The 19,682-nt window shown below is 51.5% G+C and carries 15 protein-coding genes; 9 read left to right on the top strand and 6 right to left on the bottom strand.

What is annotated here, in order from left to right; genetic code table 11:
* Window positions 1–57 precede the first annotated feature (57 nt).
* From BUB38_RS03520 to BUB38_RS03540, 5 genes are all read left to right on the top strand, one after another.
* On the top strand, window positions 58–1,041 hold the full coding sequence (locus BUB38_RS03520) for a GDP-mannose 4,6-dehydratase (RefSeq protein WP_073157110.1): 984 nt from the start codon (window positions 58–60) through the stop codon (window positions 1,039–1,041).
* A gap of 21 nt (window positions 1,042–1,062) precedes the next feature.
* On the top strand, window positions 1,063–2,097 hold the full coding sequence (locus tag BUB38_RS03525) for a hypothetical protein (protein ID WP_073157112.1): 1,035 nt from the start codon (window positions 1,063–1,065) through the stop codon (window positions 2,095–2,097).
* Window positions 2,098–2,112: 15 nt separating this feature from the next.
* Window positions 2,113–2,895 (top strand): phosphoribosylformimino-5-aminoimidazole carboxamide ribotide isomerase, encoded by a 783-nt coding sequence (hisA, locus tag BUB38_RS03530; RefSeq protein WP_073157114.1) that lies wholly within the window; start codon window positions 2,113–2,115, stop codon window positions 2,893–2,895.
* Window positions 2,858–4,297 (top strand): glycosyltransferase, encoded by a 1,440-nt coding sequence (locus BUB38_RS03535; protein WP_073157117.1) that lies wholly within the window; start codon window positions 2,858–2,860, stop codon window positions 4,295–4,297. Before hisA ends, BUB38_RS03535 begins: the two co-directional genes overlap by 38 nt.
* A gap of 147 nt (window positions 4,298–4,444) precedes the next feature.
* Entirely contained in the window at window positions 4,445–5,527 is a 1,083-nt protein-coding gene (locus BUB38_RS03540) for an A/G-specific adenine glycosylase (protein ID WP_073157120.1), read from the top strand.
* Here the strand turns inward: BUB38_RS03540 and BUB38_RS03545 are convergent.
* From BUB38_RS03545 to fmt, 4 genes are read right to left on the bottom strand one after another with little or no spacing between them, the layout of a single operon-like run.
* Window positions 5,524–7,218 carry a hypothetical protein gene (locus tag BUB38_RS03545; RefSeq protein WP_254794870.1) on the bottom strand — a complete coding sequence of 565 codons (1,695 nt, stop codon included), beginning with the start codon at window positions 7,216–7,218 and terminating at the stop codon, window positions 5,524–5,526. The genes BUB38_RS03540 and BUB38_RS03545 overlap by 4 nt on opposite strands.
* Window positions 7,219–7,229: 11 nt before the next feature.
* On the bottom strand, window positions 7,230–7,835 hold the full coding sequence (locus tag BUB38_RS03550; RefSeq protein WP_073157125.1) for a hypothetical protein: 606 nt from the start codon (window positions 7,833–7,835) through the stop codon (window positions 7,230–7,232).
* A gap of 15 nt (window positions 7,836–7,850) precedes the next feature.
* Window positions 7,851–9,152, bottom strand: coding sequence for a transcription antitermination factor NusB (locus tag BUB38_RS03555; protein ID WP_073157128.1), 1,302 nt, complete (start codon window positions 9,150–9,152; stop codon window positions 7,851–7,853).
* An 8-nt stretch (window positions 9,153–9,160) separates the two neighbouring features.
* The gene (fmt, locus tag BUB38_RS03560; RefSeq protein WP_073157131.1) at window positions 9,161–10,087 is read right to left on the bottom strand and encodes a methionyl-tRNA formyltransferase; all 927 of its coding nucleotides are present in this window, start codon (window positions 10,085–10,087) and stop codon (window positions 9,161–9,163) included.
* A 196-nt stretch (window positions 10,088–10,283) separates the two neighbouring features.
* Between fmt and BUB38_RS03565 the strand changes: the two genes are divergently transcribed.
* Both BUB38_RS03565 and BUB38_RS03570 read left to right on the top strand, forming a co-directional pair.
* Window positions 10,284–10,694 (top strand): CidA/LrgA family protein, encoded by a 411-nt coding sequence (locus BUB38_RS03565; RefSeq protein WP_073157409.1) that lies wholly within the window; start codon window positions 10,284–10,286, stop codon window positions 10,692–10,694.
* The gene (locus BUB38_RS03570; protein ID WP_073157133.1) at window positions 10,691–11,383 is read left to right on the top strand and encodes an LrgB family protein; all 693 of its coding nucleotides are present in this window, start codon (window positions 10,691–10,693) and stop codon (window positions 11,381–11,383) included. Before BUB38_RS03565 ends, BUB38_RS03570 begins: the two co-directional genes overlap by 4 nt.
* A 16-nt stretch (window positions 11,384–11,399) precedes the next feature.
* Here the strand turns inward: BUB38_RS03570 and BUB38_RS03575 are convergent, their stop codons facing one another.
* Both BUB38_RS03575 and BUB38_RS03580 read right to left on the bottom strand, forming a co-directional pair.
* Window positions 11,400–12,359, bottom strand: coding sequence for a tripartite tricarboxylate transporter TctB family protein (locus BUB38_RS03575; protein ID WP_073157135.1), 960 nt, complete (start codon window positions 12,357–12,359; stop codon window positions 11,400–11,402).
* Window positions 12,360–12,365: 6 nt separating this feature from the next.
* The gene (locus BUB38_RS03580) at window positions 12,366–13,781 is read right to left on the bottom strand and encodes a nitroreductase family protein (RefSeq protein ID WP_073157137.1); all 1,416 of its coding nucleotides are present in this window, start codon (window positions 13,779–13,781) and stop codon (window positions 12,366–12,368) included.
* A 144-nt stretch (window positions 13,782–13,925) separates the two neighbouring features.
* Here BUB38_RS03580 and BUB38_RS03585 point away from each other — a divergent pair, with 144 nt between their 5' ends.
* Window positions 13,926–15,977 (top strand): cellulase family glycosylhydrolase, encoded by a 2,052-nt coding sequence (locus tag BUB38_RS03585; protein ID WP_073157140.1) that lies wholly within the window; start codon window positions 13,926–13,928, stop codon window positions 15,975–15,977.
* A 165-nt stretch (window positions 15,978–16,142) separates the two neighbouring features.
* On the top strand, window positions 16,143–19,634 hold the full coding sequence (locus BUB38_RS03590; RefSeq protein WP_073157143.1) for a PD40 domain-containing protein: 3,492 nt from the start codon (window positions 16,143–16,145) through the stop codon (window positions 19,632–19,634).
* Window positions 19,635–19,682 lie beyond the last annotated feature (48 nt).

The following is a 19,682-nucleotide window of genomic DNA, read 5'->3' on the forward strand; positions in this document are numbered from 1 at the left end:
CGAATCAACTTTCTTGTATTTTTATTTATAGTTTGTAGATTGGTTTTACGAGGTTATATGAGCATTCTAGTTACAGGCGGTACAGGAGCATTAGGTTTTCACATTCTTTCCAGCTTGGCTGGAACAACCCATGACCTTTACAGTTTTAGTGACGAACAGCCTCAGCCGTGGCAAAAGGCCGACGGAGTTACTTACCTGAACGGCGACCTTCTGAATTTCAAGGATGTACTTGAAATGTTGCAGAAGGTTTCCCCCACCCACATTTACCATCTGGCCAGTCAGTCTTCCGTTGGCATCAGCTACATGAAGCCCAACGAAACCCTGAACATCAACTTGATGGGAACCCAGAACCTTCTGGAAGCGGTGCGTCAGGTCTGCCCCAAGGCTAAGGTAATGCTCCTAAGTTCCAGCGAAATTTATGGCCGTACCGAAAAAAACTTGACGTACCTCCATAAGGAAACCGACCTACCTAATCCCCTTACTCCTTATGCCACTTCCAAGGCCTGCATGGAACTTCTGGGAAACCAGTTCCGCAACGCCAACGGGCTCCATGTGGTATTCGTGCGCCCCTTCTACTTTACGGGTCCTCACCACAGCCGCCGTTTCGTGATTCCATCCATCGCCTATCAGCTGGTAAAGATCAAGTACTATGGCGCTGAACCCACCATCTATTCCGGAAGCCTTGACGTAAGCCGAGACATTGTGGACGTACGTGACGTGGCCCGCGGCATGATCCAGATCCTGAACCAGGCCGAATCCGGTGACATCTACAACATCTGCTGCGGAAAGTCCTACACCATCCGCGAAGTGGTGGAGATGATGGTGGATATTGCAGACGTAAGTGTCGATTTCCGCTTCGACCCCGGTTACGAACGACGTAACGAAATACCTCTACTCATCGGTGACCCCACCAAGATTATGGATATCGGCTGGAAACCCATGATCTGCATGGAAGACAGTTTGACCGACCTGTTCAACGAAATGGTTCAGCGCCGTCGAATCGAACTGAAGATGGGCATGGGCAAAGACCTGCGACTCTAAAAAATTTCTAAATTAGGACCTATGGTTAGGTCCTTTTTTTATACGCTCCTGATTTTATCGATTGGCGTTTTTGCCGCCGATGTTTCAGCCCCCAAGGGTAACGTCCGTAACGTTACCGTCAACGACTTTATGCCCCACCAGGCAACCACCAAGGAATTCAACGAAACCTGGAGCTACCAGTTTGTCTTCGACAACGGCACCCGAGCCTTCGTGAACTTTGGTCTGATGCACATCCCCGGCACCGGCCGCAAGAACACCACCGAAATGTCCTTCTGGAATTTCAAGGGAAAGTCCTACACTATCGGCCGCCAGTACCCCCCGGAACGACTCCAGCCCATAAAAGAAAAGAACACCATCAACATCAAGAACGAATACCTGATGGAAAACAAGCCGGGCAAGGGACACCGTGTACTGTTCACTGCCGACAAGAACGGCAAGTGGTTCCTGGACCTGACATTTGAATCCGCGGAACAGGGCAAAGTCTTGGGCGACGGTGTCTGGAAAGTGGGTAACGAAAAATTCGGACAATACATCCACATTCCCTATGGCCGCGTATCCGGCCGCATCGGCTATAACGAAGACACCCTGACGGTGAAGGGCTATGCCTACATGGATCAGACCTGGCAAACGGTTCAGGCCACGGACCTGGCCATCCGTTCCGTCAACTTCAGTACCAACAGCCGCAGCCCCCTTTATGCCGGCCGCATTTCCATGACCAAGGACGGAAAGCTACTGGGCTACGCCATTTACAATGGTGCCGAGGGAACGAAGGTTGTCACCCCCAAGGAAGTGAAGGAAGGCGATGCCGCCTATAACGGGAAGGACTTCCCGAAGGGTTCGTTAAACTTTTTATGGAACGAAGAGAACATTCCCCAATTGCAGTTTAATGCCGCCAAGCCTTTCCAGAAGGCTAGTATCCTGGACAAGGTGGACGGCTGGTTCGCCAAGAAGGCTTTCAAGATTGCCGCAGGCGGCGAGGTGTTCTTCTACCGCGGACGTAGCGACTTGAACAGCGGTAAAAAACTGGATTGGTGTATTACAGGAGCCAAGGACTAACCTGGCAAAGATGTTATGACAAAATTTCGCCCTTGTATAGACCTGCACGACGGCAAGGTCAAGCAGATTGTAGGAAGTTCCCTAAATGATTCGGGAGCGGGCCTCAAGACCAACTTTGAAACGGACCGTTCTTCTGCCTGGTTCGCCGAACTTTACAAGAAAGACGGCATCAAGGGTGGACATGTCATTATGCTGGGCAAGGGAAACGTTGAAGCCGCAAAGGCTGCCCTGGCCGCTTACCCCGGCGGACTGCAAGTAGGTGGAGGCATCTCTGCCGATAACGCCAAGGAATATCTGGATGCAGGTGCAAGTCATGTCATCGTCACCAGTTGGATATTCCCCGAAGGCAAACTGGACCGCGAACGCCTGGAAGCATTGGTCGCTGTAACCGGCAAGGAACATCTGGTTCTAGACCTGAGCTGCAAGCGCACCAACGAACCCGGCTCCGAACCCCAATGGAGCATTGCCACAAACCGCTGGCAAACCCTTATCGATATTCAAATTACGCCAGAAAACCTGCAGGACCTGGCCCGCTATTGCAATGAATTCCTGGTTCATGCCGCAGACGTCGAAGGCAAGCAGCAGGGCATGGACGACGACCTGATCCGGTTCCTGTCTAAGCATAGCCCCATCAAGGTCACCTACGCAGGTGGCGCCAAGTGCCTCGCCGACCTGGAACATTGCAAAGAAATTTCTGACGGAAAAATTGACCTCACCATCGGAAGCGCCCTGGACCTTTTCGGTGGCAAAGGAGTAAAGTATGACGAATGCGTCAAATTCAACCAAGCTCAAGGCTAACGAAAAGTTGGACAGCCGCCCGAATATTTTCGGACGCACCGTCACCAGTACTTTCCGCAAGGAATACGGCATCAAGCACAAGCCCCCTGGCAACATTCGCACTTGCTGGATTCCGCCCATCGTTTTCGGTTCCGCCCTGCTGAACCTGCCCAAGCTTCTGAAGCTTCGCTTTCACCTGAAGAAGGAACGCAAGGAACGTCTAAGCAAGAATCCAGACGACGTTAGCGTGCTGTACTACTCCGACAACCTGGATGAGACTAACGGCATCGCCAACAACCTGCGCAACGTGATTCCCTATATGCGTGCTCACGGTCTGAAAGCCTTCCTGGCAGGCAGCGCCTTTAATACCCGCCCCTGCGGCGTGGTCGAAAACAGCTACTGCATGTTGCTGCCCCGCATGTTCAGCATGGAACAGCTGGGATACGCCAACAGCGAACTGGCTATCCCCCGCGTAGGTCCGGTACTCCGCTTGATGAAGCGCTACCCTGTAGACATTATCGAGCTGGAAACTCCCAGCCCTGGAGCCTGGCTGATTGCCATTTGCGGTATCATTGCCGGCGTGAAGGTCATGAGCCATTACCGCACCGACGTTCCCCAGTACACCCGCACCTTGGTGAAGGCCAAGTGGATGCACGCCTACGTGCTCTGGCTGATGCAGGTATTCTACTGGATGGCCCGCCCCGTCATTAGCCCCTGCGACGACTATTCCGATGCCCTGGTAAATGAGCTGAAGGTTCCCCGCGACCAGGTGAAGCTGATGCCCCGCGGACTCCCCCTGGAACGATTCCAACCCGATATGCGCGGCAAGGGAACCTGGGAAAAGTTCGGCAGCACTCGCGAACAGCGTAAGGTTCGTTTCGCCTTTATCGGTCGAATCTCCAAGGAAAAGAATCTGGAATTCCTGAATAACGTGTGGAAGAAATTCGCTGCCCGCCACGACGACGTGGAACTGATGTACGTTGGCTACGGCTGGTATCTGGAAGAAATCAAGAAGTACTTTGAAGGGGACAAGTCTGTCAGCTTTGCAGGCGAGCAGGGTGGCGAAACCTTGTCAGGCCTGTATGCCGACGCTGACTTCTTCCTGTTCCCCAGTACCACGGACACCTTCGGAAATGTGGTGGTAGAAGCCATGTCTACGGGAACTCCGGCTGTGGTCAGCAACTATGGCGGCCCCCGCAATATCGTAGACAACGAAAAGTACGGCTGGATTCTCCCCATCGAAGAAGACAAGTGGCTTGACGCTCTCGAAAACTGCCGCACCCTGAAACTGGAACGCGAATCCGGCTACGAACAGATGCGCAAGGATTGCCATGAACGCAGCAAGCGTTACACCCTGGAAAATTCCAGCAAGTCCCAGTTCGAATTCTTCCGTCAGGTGGCAAAGAAGCACTACAAGCTGTAAGGTTCGAGGCACGAGGCCCCGGGTTTCAGGTACGAGGTATGAGGCGGAGCCTGCGGCTCCTTTGAGCTAGATAATCGCGCCGAAGGCGCCTAATCTTAACTCACCGCTCAAAACTCATTGCTTACAACTCTTCACGGTTCACTCTTTATGTTTTCTCGCGAATTAAAGAGACTGCGCGATTGGTTCATCAAGAATGCGGCGGAACTTCCGTGGCGTCCTTCCGATGTTTGCGATTTCCGTGATCCCTATGCCGTGTGGATTAGCGAGACCATGTTGCAGCAGACCCAGGTGTCTACAGTAAAGGATTACTTCACGCGATGGATGAAGAGATTCCCGAATGTGAAGACATTGGCCGCCGCCGAGGAAGAGGAAGTCTTTAAGTACTGGCAGGGACTCGGGTATTACAGCAGAGCCCGCAACATCCTGAAGACCGCAAGAATCGTAACCGAAAATTGCGCTGGAGTTATGCCCGCCACCCGCAAGGAACTGGAAGCATTACCAGGTATCGGCGCCTACACGGCAGGAGCAATTCTAAGCCTCGCCTACCACAAACCTGAAGCCATCCTGGATGGAAATCTAGTCCGCGTATTTTCGCGTCTATACCTGCTGGATTTTCTGCCGACGGATTCCCGCGACAGTAACGAAACTTATTGGAACTACGCCCGCGAAGTATCGGACCACCCCAAGGGATTTCTGCATAACGAAGCCCTGATGGAACTGGGCCGCACCACATGCAAGGTAAAATCCCCCGAATGTGAAAACTGCCCTCTACGCAGCGAATGCAAGGCCCACGCCGAAGGCCTCACACCATCATTTCCGCCATCCAAGAAGCACTTGCAAAAAGATTGGCACGGAACAGTCCTCGTAATCGAAAGCGCAGACAATAAGATTCTAACAGTTCACGGCGGGCAGAAATTCTTTAACAATCAGTTTGCGCTCCCCCACTACGAATCCCCGAGAAATGCGACGGTGGGTGTCCCTGCGGAAATGGCCTGCTATGGCATTACGGAATCTGCGGAACTTGTAGAGGATTGCGGTTCCTTTAAGCATAGCATTACCGTACATAAGATGGACTGCCAAGTCCTTTATATAAAGTTAGCGGGACCATCCTGCGAACCCCATATAAAAAACAAAATGGAAATCCGCTGGATTGAAAAAGCCAGCGCCACAGAGGCACTGGCCAATAGTTTCAGCCTTAAGGCATTGAAGCTGGCTAAGGTTATTCCCTAGAAAGTTTTCTTTGCGGAACAGATAAAGCGTAAGGAGTTGTTGCTTGCGTTGGGAGCTTCCATGGTTTCGCTAGCCAAGACGTGCATCAAGGTTCCCGTCAGGTAAATCCCCTGCTTGGGGAACTGCTGTTCGAAAGAGGCATCCCAATACCAGTCGCCCTTGACCTCCAGAGGATTGGCGAAGCGGAGGTTCCACTGGGCATCGCTGCGATAATGGATAGAATGGCTAACCTTGAAGGACTTTCGGATAAACCAGTCGGCGGCAAAGCCAACATAGTATTCAGCAGGGCTCACTTCGGCTTCGCCAAGGTCACCATCGATGCGTTCAAATCCGGCTGAGGCCTTGAAGTTGAAAATCTTTTCGTACCACATGCCAAGCCAGAGTTCTGCAGTGACACCCTTCAGCCAGGAGTTGATTCGACCTACATCGCCATAGCGGACTTTGAATTTATTGTCCTCGGCGTAACGTTCAACTTCAAAGGTTTCGGCACCGTATTCGGTCCACACACTGGCACGGCCACCTACAGCTACATTGCCCATGGTATCGACAAAGGCCATGTAAGCCTGCAGCAAATTCATCTGTCCATCTGCGGTCAGGTTGATTTCTTCCTTGCCGTAGATTTCCTTGGTATCGGCCAGAGGATTCAGGCGGGTGGCAGAAATATTCTTTACGCCAACCAGCGAACCCATATCCTTGGGCGTGGGAGCGTAAAACTGGATACTATCCTGCACCATCCAGTCACGTTCATTTATACCGAACATCACATCGGCAGTCAAACGTTTAACTGGTTGAATGCGCAGTTCCATGAAGGGCCAGAAAACTCGATCCTCTTCCAGTTCCGTGTATACGGCTCCAGAATCGTCAACGGCACGGAAGGCCAAGCCAGCAGAAATCTGGAACACTCCATCCTTGCAAGCCTTTCCGCATCGGTAATAAACGGATCCGTTCAGTTCCTTGCGGGTGCCGCGTTCCTCTTCCAGTTTGTTCTGATATTCAGCATCTTCGTATGCCACGGTGAGGCTAAGATTCATCACATCGACACGGCCTTCTACGCGGGGTTTGTTATGAACCGGAAGCCAGCGGGAAGTTTCAGAGAAAATCCAGTAGTATTCCTCACCAGCCAAAACGGAAGCGTCGATCAAGGAGTTGGCGTAACCGAGACCACCGTAGGCAGAACTGAAGAGAGGCCAGTTTTCACCAAAATGAGAATAACTATCATCCACCATTTTTCTTCGAGAAGGCATATACTTCTGAGAAAAATGGTCATCCTGGAAAAGTCGTGCCGTAGCCCAGAAGCCGTGGAAACTGGGAGTCCTGAAACCACCTTCCAGAATAGGAGTGTAGTTCGTGGGGCGATCCTTTTCTGAGGTAATGAAATCCTGATAGAGCATATCGCCCAGCTCGTTTCCCGTCTTCATCCAGATAGAGGGAGCCATGGGAGTCCAGGACATAATTCCTGTCATGCGATTGAAAAGCAGACGGTCGCGCAGCTTGGCAGGGCTCCACAATTCACTTTCGGAATGCATGCCGCCAGCGCCCAGGATTCGATCATAGATAAAAGTGGGGCCACCAATAAGGAACGTTCCGTCAGCGCGGAGTTCTGCTTCCATGCCTTCCATTTCTGCGGGGATAATGGAGGGAACCGTTTCAGTAGCAAAGGCAGCGACACTGGTCAGGAGAAAAGCTTTCAAAAGGTGTTTCATTACCAGAGACTCCTTTCAACATAAATACCGACAGTCAGAACGTCAGATCGACGAGGCAAGGTCCAAATTTCTTCGTAGATAACATTCAAACCGACATTGAACTTTTGGTATTTCCACAGCGGAACACTAAAGCGTCCGTACCAGCCGAATTCGGTTTCGTTATCCCCCAGGGTGCCACCCGGTTTTCTGTAAAGTTCATCCTTGTCCACACCATCATCCAGGTCAGCGCGAACCCAATTGCAGGCGAAACCCGCTCCCAGGACAATGGGGCGAATCTTGGACCACTTCCAATCCAAGCCCAGGCGACCTGTAAACTGATGAGCACCATCAAAGGAGATGTCATCGGGGCGAGGCTCGAAATAGGAATAGTTAAACATGACGATACCGTCTACGTTATCCCAGTAGGTATAGCGGAAACTGATTCCTGCATAATAGGTATTCTGTACAGCATCGGCCAAGGAACCCCAAGGGTAAACTTCACCACCTTCAATAGCCAGGTAGGCCTTGGAGAAAGCTACGTCTGTGGGGTTCTGAACCAAGTCTGCTGGGGTCTGGGACAAAGCCATAGACACCGCAAGAGCCAACAACAAGAAGATCTTTTTCATAAAACCTCGTTAGGTCTACGGGTTCTTTACAAGAGCCTGGGCAAAGAAACCGTCAAAGCGGGAATCCTTATTGGCAGGAAGCACAGGGTCTCCAACCTTCACAAATTCAGAATGAGCCTTCACGAAGCGATTCACCACCTGGGTGGTTTCCAGCGGATCGGGGCTACAGGTGGCGTACACCAGGCGACCGCCAACAGCAAGGCGGGTGGCAGCAGCTTCAAGAATGCTGTACTGCAGTTCAGCCAATTCCTTAAAGGATTGAGGGCTCAAACGGTATACCACTTCGGGGCGGCGGGCAAGAACGCCCATGTTGCTGCAGGGAACATCCAAAAGAATTCGATCATAGGCAGAAGCCAATCGGGTGGAACCGCCAATATTCTTTGTAGCCTCAGCAGACTTCAGAGAAAGAACATCGATACAGGATGTCTTAATGTTGGCAAGGCCCAGACGCTTTGCCAAATCCTGCATTTTCGCCATACGGTTTTCAGAAACATCGCTGGCGAGAATATCCAGACTGGGGTCCATTTCGGCCATGAGGGCGGACTTGCCACCGGGGGCGGCACAGGCATCCCAGACTTTTAAACCCGACTTAAGATCCAGCAGTTTAACCACTTCGTATGCGGAAGGATTCTGCAGACTGAATTCACCCTTGGCGAAAGAGTCCGATTCCAGAACCGCTTTCAGCTTCGCATTTTCGGGAACCTCGATAAAACGGTCATACAGGATAGAGGCGTTCTCGAAGCCAAGCTTCTGAGCCAACTTGGGAGCGTTAGTCTTCTGCAGGTTTACGCGAAGCCATTCTGCAGGGCGGGTCAAAGTAGTGCGGGCAATTTCTTCGGCGCGGTCGCCACCGTAAATATCAAACCAGCGACGTACCAACCATTCAGGCACAGAGTTTTCGATGGAAACCTTACGGACTCGCTGAGGAGGCAGTTCCGGCAAGCCGTTGCGACGGGCTCCGCGAAGAACTCCGTTTACAAGGCTGGCGGTTCCATCCCCAAGGCCAACAGCTTTTGCAAGGTCAGCACTTGTGGCAATGGCGGCGTAATCAGGGACGTTCATGTACAACATCTGCACAAGGCCCATTGCGATAATGGTACCCGCTTCTTCAGAAGGCATGCGCTTGGTCAAATGCTTGATGACGTACAGCAAGTACAAATACCTGCGGCACACGCCCAAGGCAAGTTCCATGGCAAAAGGAGAAAGTCCACCTTCCTTGATGAAAGCACCATCCCTCTGCCACTGCAAAAGAACGCGGTAGGCGTCCTTACGTTCCTTCAGGGGATCCACATATTTCTGGCCTTGTACCGCGTCCATCTTAGCCTCTAGCAAAAGGAAAGTCCATCATGATTCTGGATGCCACGCATAAAGTCAGCCACCGGCATAGGCTTCTTGCCTTCTGCCTGAATTTCAATCACTTCCAGAAGACCTTCACCGGTACCCACATAGAAACGTTTGTCCTTGAAGGCCACTGCGCCCGGAGTCAGGCTGGGGCCGTTTTCCGGAGTGTCGGTGACGCGGAGGTAAACCATGCGGCCACCCAGCTTGCCATATCCACCGGGCCACGGATTGAAAGCGCGAATGCGGTTGTGAATGACGCGAGCCGGCAGGTTGAAGTCAATGAGACCTTCTTCCTTCTTCAGCTTGGGAGCACCAGATGCCTGGGCGTGATCCTGGGTCAAATCCTTTTCGGTACCGGTAATGAGCTGGTTGATAGCATCGTCCAGAGCTTCGCAACCGGGAGCCACCATCTTTTCCAGCAAGGAGGCGGTAGTGTCCTGATGGTCGATAATGATTTCGCGCTGGGCAAGAATAGGACCGTGGTCCATCTTTTCGTCCAGGCGGAAAACGGTAACGCCAGTAGCAGGCAGGCCGTCGGCAATGGCGCGCTGCACAGGAGCGGCTCCACGATACTTAGGCAACATGCTGCCGTGAACGTTCACTGCGCCAAACTTTGCTACACCCAGGATGTTCTTGGGCAGGATGGAGTAAGCCACCACCACAAAAAGATCTGCACCAAAGGCGCGGAGTTCTTCTTCAAATTCCGGAGCCTTCAAGTCCACAGGCTGCAACACCGGCAGGCCATATTCCAAGGCCAGGCTCTTTACCGGCGGAGGGGTCAGAACGCGGCCACGACCAGCGGGGCGATCCGGCTGAGTTACAACACCAACTACATCAGCGAAGTCACTTTCTTTCAAGTGCTTCAAGAAACAAGCCGCAAATTCCGGCGTACCCATAAAAACGATTTTCATAGAAGACAATGTAGAAAAAGGTGTGAGGTCGCTTCGCTTTGAGGAGTGAGGTCGGGCGCATTTGCGCCCTTGGAGGTGTTCAGCAAAAAAAAGACACCCCAAAGTGAATGCCATAGGCATGAACGGCCCCATACCTCAGAGCATCCGAAGGATGCGACCTCATACCTCGCACCTCATTGCTATATTTGGCATCGCTATGAGAATACCTCTTCAAATTGCCGTAATTTTCGCCATTTGCCTGGCAGGCGAATTTCTGAACCGAGTGGTTGGCATCCCTATCCCGGGCAACATTCTCGGCATGGTTCTGCTCCTTATATTACTTTGTACTAAAATTCTTAAACCGGAGCAGATTTCCGGCGTTTCCAGTTTCTTCTTGAACCATCTGGCACTTTTCTTCTTGCCGCCAAGCATCGCCATTATGACCGTTGGCGACGACATTCTTAGCCAGTGGCCCACCCTACTCCTTCTTTGCATTGTGCTGACGCTCATCAGCTTGGCAGCCACCGGCCTTACCACGCAGTTTCTCATTGGCCGTCAAGAAAAGCGCCTAAACATCGAACAACTTGAAGATGAAGAGATGAAGCAAGCCACCAGGGGGAAGAAATGAACACCATCATAAACTCGCCCCTGTTCGGAATTTTCTTGACCTTGGCCGCCTTCGAAGTGGGCGTGGCTCTGAACAAGAAATTCAAGTACTCCATCTTGAACCCGCTGCTCATCGGCCTCATTCTCATTGTGGGATTCCTGATGATTACGGGAATCAGCTACGACAGCTACAAGGTAGGCGGCGACTACATTTCCATGATGCTTGGCCCCGCTACTGTGGTTTTGGCCGTTCCCTTGTACAGGCAGCTGGGCAACCTCAAAAAGCACTGGCTCCCGATTTTGGCAGGCATCGCCGTCGGTAGCCTCACTTCCATTTTCTGCGTGGTGGCCACTTCTAAATTGGTAGGCCTTAGCAGCACTTTAATGCTTTCATTGGTTCCCAAGTCCATTACCATTCCCATGGGCTCCGTGGTTTCCTTGCAGATTGGCGGCATTCCCAGCATTACCATTATTTCCATCGTGATTACGGGAATTACCGGCGCTGTCACCGCCTCTGTGGTTTGCAAGTTTTTCCACATTAAGCACAAGGTGGCCCAAGGTATCGCCATCGGTACTGCAAGCCATGCCCTAGGCACCACCCGCGCCATGGAAATCGGAGAAACCCAAGGCGCCATGAGTTCCCTAGCTATCGGCATCGCAGGAATTTTCACGGCCGTCGTGGCGCCACTGCTGCTGCAGTTAATCGGTTAACCGCCCGTTGATCAAATTATTCGCCCGTATAATTCTGGCTTTCTCGGCAGGCTTTTTCCGCCTGTTCAATGGAATATTTCGTATAAGTCTCGCGAGGGGGCCAAAGGCTATCACTCATTTTTTCCATAGCGTAGGCCTTAGGCACATTTGAAATATCCGCATTGCAGAAACTCATACTTCGACGCGTTTGTTTCTGAAAATCGTGGACAACAATGCCGGTGCAATATCCATCCAAAACGCTTACAGCAGTCCATTCACTTTCGTAAGCCATCATTGCTTCCCTCAGTCTCTTTGCTATGGAGGACTTCTCTTGATTAAGCAAAATCCAAGGAGTAACAATCTTTTCCAGAGGTTCCGTATATTCAGGATTCCAATCCTTGTTGTCTAAAACATAGGGACACAGGTCATACTTGACTTGATAGTAAACAGAATCAACTTTTCCTCTAATTTTCAGACTAATATCATCATAATAGGATCCTCGGCCAAGTCTAATTTCAAAATCAAATCCTTCCGATTGTTCCATTTCTTCCTTTGAAATCACAGACTCGGAATATGAGCCATACTCCTCAGCCAACAACGCCCAGCCAAAAACAACAACCAACGCAAAGGAAACAACGAATGATACGGGAAAAACAAGCCAATGGAGTTTTTTCTTTCGTTTAAACACTCGACCAAACGCACTTGTCGCCAAAAAGACCGGTACTATGGCAGCAAAGCAAATCACGGGAGTTATGTTCTTCCACAGATCAAAAACATCAATGTACTGGGCTCTAAAGACAGCCCAAGCAACAGTTCCCAAAACAAAGGCCGTCAATATTGACCAAAGAACAGCACCCAGTTTCTTAAAGCGGGTCTGGGAATTCATAAAGGAAAACAAGAATCCCAGCCACAGAGGAATGCTTATAACCAAAGCCAAGGCTAAATCAAAGCACACCAATTTGGCATCTTGAAATTCGTACAGAAAACAACCCAACATTTAAGTCTACTTCCCCACGAGAATTTCAGAGATGACGCTTTCGCCGTCCGGCAGGTTGCAGAGTTTTTTCAGGTCGTCTTCGTAGAAGAAATGAGGGCTGCGGACGGTCTTGTTCAGCACACGTCCAGACAGGCTCAAGGATTGCAGAATGTACCCCGCATTCATGTTCAGGTAGCGGTAGGCGCGCTCTCCCAGCAAGTTGCAGGCTTCCTTCAGGTCGGCAGTAAGCACCACGGCAAAGGCCGCATTTTCAACCTCTTCGGGAACAACATGACACTTGACGAATTTCTTTGCCGCCACCACTCCGCCCTGCATGTAAATAGACTTGCGTACAGGCACATAGCGGTACACGCCGGGGAACACGAACATCACGTCAAAAACCACAATCCAGATTTTTAACAGGCCTGCGCCAAACAAGTTGATTTTGCCCTGTTCCAGCCAGCGCAACATACTGGAAAATTCATCCAGGTCAAAGGAAGTTCGCTTAAAGGGAATTCGCCTCTGCGGAACCTTCCCAAGATCATTCACCACTTGACCATAAAGTTTGCTGTCATATCTTGCAGGAGTCAAGGGAAACTCATCCCCAGGCAGGGCTTGCGTAGCAAGGCGACGCACACGGATGCACTTGCTCAAATCTTCAATGCACTCTCCACGATTCTGGCGCATAAATCGGGACGGGTAACGGCTAGAGGCACTTACACAACCCGCATCAAAACTGGCACCAGGCTCCGCCGCCATCAACAAGGGATCCGCCTCGCTGCGATTGGAGTATGCCGACTCCCCAACACCATCGTCAATGGAATCGTAAGCCAGTTCGCTATACTCCGGAAACACCGCAAGGCCCGCCAGAGGCACTTCCGTAGAAGGGAGTTTCAGGGAAACAGCCACCTGGTCATCCACAAAACCGCCCAAGGGGAAAACCTTCGCCCCCTTGGCCTTGGCATGCAGCATCACGCTTCCCACACAGGCACCCACATCTTGCAGAATTCGAGAGTAAGCCCCTTCCTTGAAACGACACACAGATCGTTCCAAAATCCCAGTAAACAGATACAGAATCGGAGTGTCCAGCAAAAAATCCTTATGGGGGAACGCCTCGGCCAGACGTTTCATTTCATCTTTTCCGCCGATTTTTACCAGCTGTCCCGCCACATTGGGAGCACCGCTACGGCCATCAGCATCATAGGCATAAATGCCATCGGGGAAATTGCGCCCCCGAAGCACCACATATACGCCAACTTGTTCCATCCCATCAGACGAAACATAACCGAAAGAGGGAACCTCCCCTTCGTGAACATCAATACGATTGCAACCGGAATACCGACGGTCAGAAATCTTCTGACGTTCCCAATGTAACGCTGCAGCACCAGCCGCCTTTTTAGACGTCTTCTGTATGGACTGGTGATAATACTCTGTGTAAAACATTAGGAAACATAAAACAATATAAAAACATTAACTACAGTTTTGATTCTTTATTCTTTTTAAAAGGGCAAAAAAGCCCCCTCCAATTATATTTTTACATCGGAAATACAATGTCTAATTTCATCAAAAACTCTTTACGAGGATAAAATGAATCTTAAGCTGAAATCTCTGGCAACACTCTCTGCAGCAGCCACCTTCGCCCTCATGGCAACTGCTTGCGGTGACAGTTCTTCTTCCGGTGCCAATTCCGACGATCCTGCAGTTCTCCCTGCAGATACCACTAGCGGAACCGGCAACACCACGCCTGTAGACACTTTGCCGGCAGGGGAAACCCCCGTTGACACTACGACTGTTCCTGTTGTTCCGGGCGACACCACCGTCGTTCCCTCAGACACCACTGAAGAGTTCGTGTTGACCATTCCTGAAGAAGCCACCGAGATTACTCCGGCCATCAACATCCCCGCAGAAACCGGCATCGGCCTCCTGGTGGATGACTTCGAAGACGGTGACGGCGTGGCCCTGATTAACGAAGCAGGCTGGTACACCTATAGCGACAAGGACAACAAGGGCAATTCCACCATCCTTACCCCGGTAGACGATAACGGCTACCCCAAGGCACGTCGTTCCGACAACGGCACTGATTACGCCTTTGCAGTCTACTATAACCTGGACAAGGGTGATTACGAATATGATCCGTATGTAGGCTGGGGCGTCTATATCGCCAGCAACGACATGGATTTTACCAAATACGGCGGAGTTACCTACTGGTTCAAGGGTGACGCTCATGAAATCCATGTAGAAATCTCTGACGTTGAAGACTACGACGTACATCTTGCAACTGTCAAGGCATCCCGTGTGTGGAAGAAGGTGGAAGTCCGCTTCAAGGACCTGACTCAGGGTGGCTGGGGCGAAAAGGTTGAATTCAACGCAGCCCATATCGAAAAGATCAGCTTCCAGGCCAAGGGTAAGGCAAGAATGGACTCCGTTCTTATCGACAACCTGTACCTGCAGGACACCAGCGAAGTGGCTAAGGACGTGGCCGACATGACCATCAAGGATCCTGAATTCCCGGAAAACGTCATTGGCGACATCACCATCAGCAACCCGCTGCAGGCAAAGGCAATGCAGTTGCTGGACAAGGGCATCAACATTACCAACTGGCTCGAAGATGCAAATTACACCTTCAATGGCAAGTTCAAGTTTGACGAAAGCGACATCAAGCTGATGGCCGAAAATGGAATCAAGGCTCTGCGCCTCCCCATTGACCTGGATGCTTACGCCACCAACCGCGACGACGTCGTTGCCGGTAAGGCCGCCGCCCTGGAATTTGACGACAAGAACCTCTTCGCCGTTCTGGATTCCTTCGCCACCTGGACTGAAAAGGCAGGCATGTCCTTCGTTATCGACTACCATGAATACGACAACGGCTACAACAAGGAAACCGCAGCCGATCCCCAGTACGTAACCATGATGGCAAACGTCTGGAAGCATGTGGCCCAGCACTATGCAAGCAACAGCCGCGAAAGCATCTTCTTCGAACTTTTGAACGAACCGGATATGTCCAACGGCGCAGTCACTTCCGCCTCCTGGCGCAAGGCTGCACAGGAAATCATCGACTCCATCCGTACCGTCGACAAGAACCACATGTTGGTCTTCGGCGATGCAGAATGGTACTCCATCAGCAACCTTGCCAAGGGCGAACCGCTGAACGACGACAAGATCATCTACGCCGTTCACACTTACGATCCGTTTGAATTCACCCACCAGGGTGCAAGCTGGAGCGACACCAAGACCATCAAGAACCTGATGTTCCCCTACGACAAGGAAAAGTGGAGCGAATACTCTGCAGACTTCGGCGTAACCAAGTCCACCGTAAGCTATATCAAGTCCAACATCAAGAATTACTACAAGCGCGGCAGCAAGGAATTCATCATGAGCGTTGTCCTCCCCGCCAAGAATTGGGCTGTAAAGAACAACGTTCCGGTGATCATCAACGAATTCGGTGCACTGAATACCGGTGCCGACGCACAGTCCGTGCTGAACTACATGACCGCTCTCCGCGAAATCAGCGAAGAACTTGAAATTCCGCTGCAGCACTGGGGTTACACCGGTCAGTTCGCTCTCTTCGAATCCGCAGCAGGTTCTCAGCAGGGCACCAAGCTGATCGACGGCATGAAGGAAGCCTACTTCGGCAAGTAATTCGATCTAGAAATTCATTCTCCTCCTAAACACGAAAGACCGTCTCTTATGGGACGGTCTTTTGGTATTTACGACCCCTAATTTTTATAGATTTTAGAGGAATAGATAATTTGGATTTTTATTTTGAAAAAGCTGATAAAAAAACGCATACATAAAACGAGACTTGTGAAAAAGCTGGTAGGTTCCGTAGCCCTCTTTTCGGCGACGGTCATGGCCGCAGGTTTTTACGGCAACCAGAGCGATATCAAATGGAAGACTGCAGGAACACAGCACTTCCAATTCCATTATCCCGCAGAATACACCGATCACGCGGCCAAGGCATCGGCTTACGCCGAGGCTGTCTACGACAGCGTCGTCGGTCGTTACCACGACCTGCCCGGCCGCGTAAACGTCACACTGAACAACGCCCTCTACAGTAACGGCAGCGCCATCCCCAGCGAAAACGCACTGAACCTGTGGCTCACCAACTGGGACTTTAAGGTTCGCAGTTCCCATGGCTGGCTCACCGACGTGGTGACCCACGAATTCAGCCACCTGGTCAGTATCGAAAGCGGAAGCAAGTTTAACCCCCACGTATACGGCCTTCAGCTCAGCTACACCGACTATTACAACGAACGCACCACCAGCGATTTCGCCAGCCTGCTGCCCTTCACCCTGCAGCCCCTCTGGCTTGCCGAAGGTACGGCACAATATGAATCCAGCCGCATGGGCTTTGACGGATGGGACACCCACCGTGACATGCTCCTCCGCGTGGCCGCCCTGAACGACAGTCTGCTCAGCCTGGAATACATGCACGACTTTTCGGACAATTCCCTCTTTGCGGAATTGGGCCCCTACACTCAGGGATTCGCCCTGGTCCGCTACATCGACAAGCATTACGGTGAAGACGCAGTCCCAAAAATCTGGGAAAACCTTTCTAAATACCAGCGCATGACCCTGGATGGTGCCATCAGAAACGTTCTTGGCATTAGCGAGCAGGAACTTTACGACGCCTGGAAAAAGGAAATCACAGAAGCTTACACCGCGCAGAAAGACTCCCTGGGAAAACTGGTCGAAGGCACCAAGCTTACCGAAGACGCTTTCTGGAATGACTTTCCCATCGTAGCAGGCAAGCACCTCTACGGCGTTTCCAACTTTGGCGGCGCATGGTTTGATGGCGGCCTGTTCAAGATGCCTCTCGAAGAGGAAAAGGACCGCACCGAAGCAAACAAGGATAGTTCCGCCGTAGATACCGCCAACGTAAAAGTGGAAATTGGAGAAGTGGACATCGAAGGCGCAGACAGCACAATCGACATATCCGATTTCGCAAAGACAGGATTCAAACTGAAAAAGGCATGGCTGGATAAGGGCATCGACGTCTACGAAGATTCCGTCCGCGGACCTATGCTAGCCTACGTCACCTACCAGAACCGCGACAAGGATGGCCACGCCCATTTCGACATCGCCGTAGCCGACACCAACAAGAATGAAATCACGGTATCCTACCTGACAGATGCAGTATATCCTGCAATCGATCCTCAAGGTACAACCATCGCTTTTGTCCGTCGCGAACCCTACAGCACACGCTTCGTCCTGAGTAAGGTTTCCTTCCCCAAGGATCTTAAGGATTACGAAACGGAAGAACCAGTAGACTTGTACGTTCCTGATTCCAGCCTCCGGTACTATAACATCTATAGTCCGAAATTCAGCCCCGACGGAAAGAAGATTGCTTTCGGCTTCTTCGATAACGAAACCCGCGGCATCGCCCTGCTGGACTCCGACGGAAAGAACTTCAAGATTATCAGTAACACGAAATTTGACGAACGTGACGTAAACTGGCTGAACAACGAAAAGATTGTCTTCTCCAGCAACAGAAACGGAATCTTCAACCTTATAGAGAAGAACATCAATACCGGTGTAGAGCACGCCCTGACCAACGTAGTTGGTGGCGCATTCACTCCGACCCTGGCAGGGGATACACTGTACTATACCAACTACGACAAGGACGGATTCTCCCTGTATAAGTTGGCCTACAGCATTTTTGTTCCCGCATCTTCAGACACAACAGTTAGCGTTACCCAACGAGATTCCACCATCCAGATTGCAGATACAACCTGGAGCGTCTGCAACGCTGACACAACAAGTGGCGACACCGCCCTCACCGATTCTACCGTCGCAGACTCCGTGGCACCCTGCACACCGCAGCCCTCCATCGCCCTCCGCGACTCCATCATAAAAATCGCAGACACCACCAGAACCATTACCTCCCACGAAGGTTCCAAGGAAATTGTTCTCAAGGGAGCCCCCTTACAGCGCGTGGTCAAGGCAATTGATTTCCAGGAATTGGAATTTGCAGGCATCGAAGAAGACTATAAGCCAATTCCGTCAGTTCCCCTGTTTGTTCCCATGGTAGCCTTCTCGGAAAACGCTCCGGACCTAACAGTCTTTGGAGACGGCCAAGTCAAGGCCAAGGCCGGTCTGGCAGTACTTCTCACTGACCCCCTCAAGAAGAACACCATCCAGATGGGACTCTTGCTGGAAATAGGTTCCGGCTTTGACTACATCAACGGAAGCGGTCTAAACCCCAGGCAAGAAAAGGAATTCTTCATTTCCTGGGAAAACCGCAGCACACCCATTGATTTGAGTCTCGCCTACTCCTACGCCAACTACACCAGCATGGACACCATCCGCTACGAAGATCCTCGAGCCTATGGAGATTCAATCGGCACCACCCATTATGCAGTCCCCATGCAATCCGTTATGGGTGCCGCAGGCTACAGCATTTTCAAGACCATCGACACGTTGCAATTCGCCCTCAGTTACGACTGGGCCAACTTCAACCTTTACGAAGACAACTTTGACTGGACTTACCAAAAGCGCGTTACCGCCTTATTCGCCCTTGGCCTCTATGGCGACCATAGCGAAGGCGGCACCGGAATTGACGGACAAGGCAATGGTCTGTTCCTTTACTATCAGACGTCCAACTCGGATTTGTATCGTCCGGGAACATTCTCCGAAAGCTTTACCGTCGACGCCTCTGGCAAGATTACCCCCAAGTACAGGAACTTCACCCTGAACCAGGTGGGCATCGATCTCTACGGAAGTCTGCAGAGTCCCTGGACAGGAGCCCGCCTTGCAGCAGGCGGAAAAATCAACGGGATCTTCAAATGGCATACCGACACCAAGGAAGACACCCTGGACACCTACTATTATCTCCCGCTATTCCTGGAAGGTTACCCCTACCTCCGCAGTTCCGAAGACTATACCCTGGCAGGCACCAGAACCGCCATGGCCGAAGTCCACTACCTGTTCCCCATCTACAGCGACTGGCGCAAGTCTGCATGGATCTTCAGCACCCGCGATTTCTACTTCGACTTGTTCGCCCAGATTGGTGCAGCATGGAACGGCAGATGGTTCGATCCTCACAAAATGACCAAGGGCAAATTCTGGGATCGCGACGTAGGCCTGAGTTTCCGCTGGAGCAACAAGCTGTTCTATAGCATTCCCCTGGATATCAGCCTGACATTCGCCCGCGGCCTCAGTCGCATCGGTGAAGACGAAAATCTAGAGGGAGGCCGCAAGCTGAATCCTATCGACTTGCCCATCATTCCCGAATGCATCGCCCCCACCCGAATCAAGTTTGCGGTTGGCATGGGCTTCCTCAACACTTGGCAGTAGCCAATACCCACAATAGCAGAAAGACCTCCGCATCAGCGAAGGTCTTTT

Origin of the sequence: Fibrobacter sp. UWH5 (assembly GCF_900142505.1) — a bacterium.
Classification (GTDB): domain Bacteria; phylum Fibrobacterota; class Fibrobacteria; order Fibrobacterales; family Fibrobacteraceae; genus Fibrobacter.

Excerpts from the sequence above, each read along its gene's own strand:
- BUB38_RS03520 (WP_073157110.1), top strand. The coding sequence starts at position 58 with ATGAGCATTCTAGTTACAGGCGGTACAGGAGCATTAGGTTTTCACATT.
- BUB38_RS03525 (WP_073157112.1), top strand. The coding sequence starts at position 1,063 with ATGGTTAGGTCCTTTTTTTATACGCTCCTGATTTTATCGATTGGCGTT.
- hisA (WP_073157114.1), top strand. The coding sequence starts at position 2,113 with ATGACAAAATTTCGCCCTTGTATAGACCTGCACGACGGCAAGGTCAAG.
- BUB38_RS03535 (WP_073157117.1), top strand. The coding sequence starts at position 2,858 with ATGACGAATGCGTCAAATTCAACCAAGCTCAAGGCTAACGAAAAGTTG.
- BUB38_RS03540 (WP_073157120.1), top strand. The coding sequence starts at position 4,445 with ATGTTTTCTCGCGAATTAAAGAGACTGCGCGATTGGTTCATCAAGAAT.
- BUB38_RS03550 (WP_073157125.1), bottom strand. The coding sequence starts at position 7,835 with ATGAAAAAGATCTTCTTGTTGTTGGCTCTTGCGGTGTCTATGGCTTTG.
- BUB38_RS03555 (WP_073157128.1), bottom strand. The coding sequence starts at position 9,152 with ATGGACGCGGTACAAGGCCAGAAATATGTGGATCCCCTGAAGGAACGT.
- fmt (WP_073157131.1), bottom strand. The coding sequence starts at position 10,087 with ATGAAAATCGTTTTTATGGGTACGCCGGAATTTGCGGCTTGTTTCTTG.
- BUB38_RS03565 (WP_073157409.1), top strand. The coding sequence starts at position 10,284 with ATGAGAATACCTCTTCAAATTGCCGTAATTTTCGCCATTTGCCTGGCA.
- BUB38_RS03570 (WP_073157133.1), top strand. The coding sequence starts at position 10,691 with ATGAACACCATCATAAACTCGCCCCTGTTCGGAATTTTCTTGACCTTG.
- BUB38_RS03575 (WP_073157135.1), bottom strand. The coding sequence starts at position 12,359 with ATGTTGGGTTGTTTTCTGTACGAATTTCAAGATGCCAAATTGGTGTGC.
- BUB38_RS03580 (WP_073157137.1), bottom strand. The coding sequence starts at position 13,781 with ATGTTTTACACAGAGTATTATCACCAGTCCATACAGAAGACGTCTAAA.
- BUB38_RS03585 (WP_073157140.1), top strand. The coding sequence starts at position 13,926 with ATGAATCTTAAGCTGAAATCTCTGGCAACACTCTCTGCAGCAGCCACC.